4 protein-coding genes are annotated in these 6,278 nt (G+C 36.1%); 1 reads left to right on the plus strand and 3 read right to left on the minus strand.

Features of this window, described 5'->3' with window-relative positions:
- Positions 1-88 precede the first annotated feature (88 nt).
- From F6K22_RS27650 to F6K22_RS27660, 3 genes are all read right to left on the minus strand, one after another.
- Positions 89-1,141 carry a CHAT domain-containing protein gene (locus tag F6K22_RS27650; RefSeq protein ID WP_293105481.1) on the minus strand — a complete coding sequence of 351 codons (1,053 nt, stop codon included), beginning with the start codon at positions 1,139-1,141 and terminating at the stop codon, positions 89-91.
- 678 nt (positions 1,142-1,819) lie between these two features.
- On the minus strand, positions 1,820-3,076 hold the full coding sequence (locus F6K22_RS27655; RefSeq protein ID WP_293105484.1) for a DUF1822 family protein: 1,257 nt from the start codon (positions 3,074-3,076) through the stop codon (positions 1,820-1,822).
- Between the two features lie 466 nt (positions 3,077-3,542).
- The gene (locus tag F6K22_RS27660; protein ID WP_293105487.1) at positions 3,543-4,982 is read right to left on the minus strand and encodes a sigma-70 family RNA polymerase sigma factor; all 1,440 of its coding nucleotides are present in this window, start codon (positions 4,980-4,982) and stop codon (positions 3,543-3,545) included.
- 225 nt (positions 4,983-5,207) lie between these two features.
- On the opposite strand from F6K22_RS27660, the gene F6K22_RS27665 reads away from it, so the two are divergent.
- Positions 5,208-5,726, plus strand: a complete 519-nt coding sequence (locus tag F6K22_RS27665) for a hypothetical protein (protein WP_293105490.1) — start codon at positions 5,208-5,210, stop codon at positions 5,724-5,726.
- Positions 5,727-6,278 lie beyond the last annotated feature (552 nt).

Here is a 6,278-nt window from a genome sequence, read left to right on the forward strand (position 1 = left end):
GAAGGGTAATTTAAGCTAGCTAGAGTAGGGGCGATTCGCGAATCGCCCCTACGACTACCACCAAAATATTATAATTCAAATAGGATTGCTATATTACTCGTAAGGTTGGTAAATGAATCATAAATATATGCTTCCGTGCTTCTCGAACAGAGGTGTGGAGAGGTTTACCTTGGGTAAATTCTTCCAGGAAATATTTTAAAAAACGCCGTGCCACTAAATCCGGAACAGGTTCTCGCATCACAATCAAATGGGGAATATTAAAATCAGCTAAATATTCAGCAATACCCAGTCCATCACAGGAATTAAAAATTGCCAGCTTGACTCTAGGAGCATTTCTCCTCAAAGCTTCTCTCAAAAGATCGATTGATAAATTTAAGGCATGATCGACATGAATAGTCTGACCAGAACTGTGCCCAGCATAAAAAATAATATCCCAATTTCCGAGCCAAAGACTATCAAATAGTTCTTGAGGAGTCAGAGAATTTCCTCTGGCTGGAATAGAGGTAATTCTTGCCCCATATTTATTTAAGTTTTCAATCAGTTCCCGATCCTGTTGCAGTTGTAATCCCCCCTCATCACTCCCAAAAATTGCCAGAATTTTTATTGATTGCTTCAGTTTTTTTGTTGGTCGATCATATTGAGATAAAAGGGCAAATTCTGCCTGGGGTAAAAAATACGGTTTCTCAAATAAATCCCAATAATCCCAGGATAACTTACGCAGATAATCATTTGATGTATCGACGATAACTCGTACTGATTCATTTGGAGTTCCATCTTTGAGTTCTCCTATAATTCGCGCTGTTATAGCTCCAAAGATAGGTTGCCCAAACCAATTTCTTACGTTAGATTCTAGGGTTAGAGTGGCATTTTGACAGTCTTCTAAACTGGAGACGTGGGTAATTTGCCCCTCTTGCGTCTCTATCACTCGGAAGTCGGGAAACGACTCAGTATAAATATTTCCCAACCCAGTATAAATGTTTCTCCATTGATCATAAACTCTAGGAAAATCTGGGTTAGGGGGCAATTGAGGACACTTGCGTTCTCTGGCAATGATTCTACCATCTTGCAAAAACTCGAGGGAAACAGGAAAACCTAATTCAAAACTGCCTTCTTCTATTTTGATAACAACTTGTTTAGCCATTATTATTAATTCATTGCTTTAGTTTTAATATTATATTCGGTTTAATAGATATCTCCAAAAATTTGCTCTTTGTAGGTTGGGTTGAGGACACGTTAGCGCCAGCTTATCCGTTAGGATAAACCCAACACCAAATCTGAATGTCACAAGGATTTTAGATTGTCAAACTTCTAAGATTTAGTACTATATTCTTGAAATTTGCTCTTTGTAGGTTGGGTTGAGGACACGTTAGCGCCAGCTTATCCGTTAGGATAAACCCAACACCAAATCTCAATGTCACAAGGATTTTAGATTGTCAAACTTCTAAGATTTGTAGGAGTTATAGTGAGGTATAGTCCTGGAAATCCCCCCTTTCCTCCCTTGAAAAGGGGGTAACTGAAAGTCCCCCTTAAAAAGGGGGATTTAGGGGGATCGTTTATGTACCTCATCAGGCTGAAAAGCTCTATAAGTCGTGATTTGCTACTACTATTCTTCTTGCAGACCAATATTTTTAGACATCCTTGTTGGGTTGCGCTACCGCTTAACCCAACCTACAATATTATCAGTTTATTTACAGCGCTTTTGCTGATTGATGAACCACATCGTCACAACCAAAACCCTGTAGGGGCGATTCGCGTAATTAGCAGCATTCCGCAGGAAATCGCCCCTACTGTGGTCTACCGTGCAGGAAAACCGCTGTCATCAAATTATGAAGTCCTTTGTCACGGTGGCAGAATTAAGGCTAACTTGAAGACTAAAACGATCGCCTGGATCGGCGGTAAATTTGAACTGAATATAATCATCTCTTTCTCTAGCACGAATTTCAAATAAAGATTCCCCCATTTCATCTAAACCAATGAGTTTTAAATTTGCTGGTAAAAAACGTTGGTCTTGGAGAGGATAAACTCTGGAAAGAACAGCAAATCTTTGGTTTGGTTTTGGTAAAATCGCTATCATTAGTGCCACTGGAACTCCTGCTAGTTGCATTCCTAGATCGATAGCGCGACGTACACCTGCTGCTGGGTGACTAGGGTCAATTTCCCACAACAATTCGGCAATTTGCCAGCGTGTTTCTTCATCTTCTGTTGTTTGTAAAATATTTACTAGAGCTTGATTTACTTCTGTATCTGAGAGTTCAGGTTTAGATAAATCTGTCTGTGTTTCATCTCTTATTTTTTGAGTCATTTGGAATTGTTTAAGAAAATTTTTAACTACTTTGGGAGATAGTTTTTCTGTTATTTTATCTAAACTGAAAGCCATTTGCATAATCGGTTTACGATTTCCTCTAATTTTTTCTACTGATTGCCAACCTTCTGTTAAAATACCTTCTAACCAACTTGTTAATCTTTCCCAAGATTTTGATTCAGCTAAAGCATTTTCTGGAAGTTTAATAGCTGCCGGACTCAAATATTTAAGATTTAAAATTAAGTGACTGGAGTCATTATTTAGTTCACTCAAAGAAAGTTGATGATTTCCTCTTTCGTTTTTTTGTAAAGACTGATTTATTAATTGATCATATCGTATCAATCCAATTAAAATAGCTTCTTCTGACTCTACTAATACCTGTATTACTATATATAAATGAGCAGCAAAATCTGGGGAATAAATCATTTCTTTAGGAATTTCTATTCCTTCATTTACTATACTCTCATTTGTCAGTAAGCAAACTTTAAATCCGCCAACTTGCAGATTGCTCATTGGTTCGGAACTAATAATTTGATTAGGTGGCAGAGATTCAATTCGATTATCTAATGTTAAATGGCGATCGCTCAACCATCTTTTTAGTGCAAATAAAGCCAAGATTTTCAAATAAGCTTGCCATTTTTGGGATTCGTTATTAAATTTATGACTCAATAGAGTTGCTTGCTGAAAATCTTCAGGTTCTAGATCGATAGTTTCTAACTGCAATTGTCGGTAATACTGTCTGTTTGTTTGCTCATAAGCAGAACGAATATTCATATTTTTTATCCGGTTTGTTGTTGTGGTTTAAAATTTGCTTTTTGTGAAAAATGGAACAATTAATGTAGTTCTTTACTATTAGACCAATTCCCAAAAGCATTGCTATACTTAAGTCGCACTTCAGTTATTAAGTGATTAATACATGGCAAATCACTTTTATGCTAAAAATAGCCCAGTTAATGTTTATTATTCTTATGTTTACTCCTCCCAACACGGAATACACTTACCATCCTGGGAGGGGTTAGGGGTGGGTCCCACACTTCCCCACCCGATCGGGTATAGCATTCTTTTTGAGAAATGGTATTAGACATCTCCGATCACAAAAAATAAAATCAATTATCGCACATAAATAATCAATTATTTCCCCCTACTCTGTACGGACGTTGCATGCAACGTCCCTACCTCCGACCTACTCCCTCTTTTACGGAGAAGTCTATTTATTATTCTGTCAAATAGGCTAACTATATCAGGACTTACGCAGAACCGCCATATCTAGTAAGGGCGAATGCCATTCGCCCCTACATATGGCGTATAATTGCATATTTTGCGTAAGTCCTGTATATTTAAGATAATAGCGCATTTTTTCAGCGAACAAACTTGTCATTTCTTGGTATTTCCTGGGTGTAGAAATTTCCTTAGCTGCCTCTAGAAAAACCGTTTCATCTAAATAACGACTTAAGAGTTCAATTAAAGAATCAAAAGCATTTACTTCTAAAACTCCTTGACTTGAATTTAATTCTGCTTTCTTCAACAAAATCTGTAGCAATTTCTCCATTACTTGTTCTCGAATTTGCTTCAGCAATTGCTTGAGTTTTAAGATGCGACTAACTTGAGATTGATTATTCATATTTAATTGTCGAGCTACTTCGCTTTGAGATTTATTTTCACAATAAATTAGTCGTAAACTAGGCAAAAAATGAGGAGCAAATTCACTATACCAGAAACTTTTTTGTAGTTTCTGCAAACGTTGAGAAAGTACCCCCTCAATAGCATCCATAATAGCTCGATCGCGATGTTCGTCTAGAAATTCAAGTTCCATTGCTGAAGAATTAGAGAGAGGTAAAATCTCCGTTGGATTGAAAATTTGTTCCTGTAGAAACTGAGCAATAGTTTTTAATTGCTCCAGTAGTTCATCCGAAGAATTATATATAATTCCCCTTGGAAAAAGGCGATCGCGCATTTCCTGAAGTTGAGACTCAGAAGGTTCTGGACATTTGCCCCTTGCACCCTTTTCTCGTCTGTCGCGGCGATATACTGCATGAAATGCTTCTACCACATCCTGTTCTTGAGGAGAGAGAGTTTTCATTTGGTAACGCTTGATATCATTTAGTTTTCCCCAAGGAGTAGTTAAAGATAAACCAAATTCCACCCATAAAGTTCGAGTTAGTTCTGGGTGGCGACGGGTGAGTAAATAAGTCCAATTCCAGAGTCCAGCTTTTTCAGCATTGAACTTTCTCAAAATGTGCGCCCAAAAATAGGGGTAAGAAGACTCAGAGTTTTCGCTAGCTTCCTGAAAGCTCTTGATTTTACCATCATCAGTGAGTACCAGGTACAACAAGTCTAAGTGGGAAAAACCATAGCGATCGCCAAATTGTTGAGCCAGTTTTTGACAAGCATGAACAATAGCATGGGAAATGTAACAACGCAAAGAAAGTCCTGCTCTTATGTTCCAGGAGTTAGAAGAGGCAGAATTTTGAGATAGAAAGTGAGATAGCAAAGTAGCTTGAATTTTTCGGTCATCTTGGGAGGAGAGTTCTTTGAGTTCAGCAATAAACGGAAACCAGATTTGAAATTGTTGTTGAACAGGTAATAGTAAGTCCTCTCGATATCCCCTCTGATAACCAGACACATCATAGCTAGTTAAATCAATTTTGCATAATGTCCAGTAGTTCTTGCTGAGAGCCATTTTTCATCCTCCTTACACCTCCATACTATATTTTCAACCTTATTGAATTAGCATTGATGCTTATTAGCACTCACAATACATTCTCCTAAAGGTTCTATTTTACTCTAGTCTCTGATGATTTGAACTTATGCACCTTTGAGAAATATTTTACAGAACCTGCATAAGTTCACCTTGATGGAAGCTAGTAGTTAATGAACAGACTACATAAATTAAGGTAGAACATGAATGATTATGAAAATAAACTTGCCAAAAACCAAACCTAGACTTTCAATTAGTAGATTTTTGCCAATACCTATTTTCCGCTTGGGAATAATTTCACTGATTTTTTTCCCTTTTTTATTACTGAGTAGTTGTGGAATGATAAGTACCCTGGAAGATGTAATGGAATTATCAGAAGTTCTCAGCAAAAATTATCCAGGAGAAGCTGGTACATCTTTTGATATTAGAAGCAGTAATTACTTAGGCATTGATTTTACAAATGACGTTAACTATATCAAAAGTTTAAAAATTACTTTTACTGATAAAAGTTGGGATAATTTGACAGAACAAAAACTTCAAAATATTGCTGAAAATACAGTTAAGTTAGTTAATCAAGAATATCCCAAACTAGCTAATGCAGATTATATATATGTAATCTTTATGTATCAAGACCAAAACTCTAATGTAAATCCTATTATTTATAGTAGTTTTACATTTCAAAAAACAGATAATGGGTTTCAAATACAGAAGACAAAATCAAGCTAGATATAATAATTGAAATAAAAATATTCAAGTTTCCAAATGGGAGTTATAGCAATCATATTTAAGTTGTAATTATGAGTTATAAATCAGGAGTCAGGAGTCAGAATATAAAAGGATTTTGATACTTTTTAATTGCTTTTAAATATATCATAAATTATCTCTGATTGCTATATAAACAAAACAGTTAGTTTCGTTAGGCGATCGCAAATCTTTGCTAATACCTCGAATATTTTTTAGGAATACCAATTTTTTATTTATGATGAGATTTGGTGTTCTATTCTCGTAAAGGAAATCTCTCACCACCGAATTGATAATAAGTCAGTTGTCCTTGAGCTACACGCATCAAACAAATCAAACATTCTTGGGCACGATAATGATAGTTATTAATAGATTTTTCAGAATTCTTAGCATACGATGGGAATCTTAGGGACTTCCAAAAAATAAAATGTACAATTTATGAGAATGATAATCATTTTTATACGGGAGAGGAAGGGGTTGACATCGCCAACCCCTTCCTCTCATAAATTGGCATCACAATTTCTGTACTTCACCTAG

The organism is Okeania sp. SIO2F4 (assembly GCF_010672385.1).
Lineage (GTDB): Bacteria > Cyanobacteriota > Cyanobacteriia > Cyanobacteriales > Microcoleaceae > Trichodesmium.

Excerpts from the sequence above, each read along its gene's own strand:
- F6K22_RS27650 (WP_293105481.1), bottom strand. The coding sequence starts at position 1,141 with ATGGCTAAACAAGTTGTTATCAAAATAGAAGAAGGCAGTTTTGAATTA.
- F6K22_RS27655 (WP_293105484.1), bottom strand. The coding sequence starts at position 3,076 with ATGAATATTCGTTCTGCTTATGAGCAAACAAACAGACAGTATTACCGA.
- F6K22_RS27660 (WP_293105487.1), bottom strand. The coding sequence starts at position 4,982 with ATGGCTCTCAGCAAGAACTACTGGACATTATGCAAAATTGATTTAACT.
- F6K22_RS27665 (WP_293105490.1), top strand. The coding sequence starts at position 5,208 with ATGATTATGAAAATAAACTTGCCAAAAACCAAACCTAGACTTTCAATT.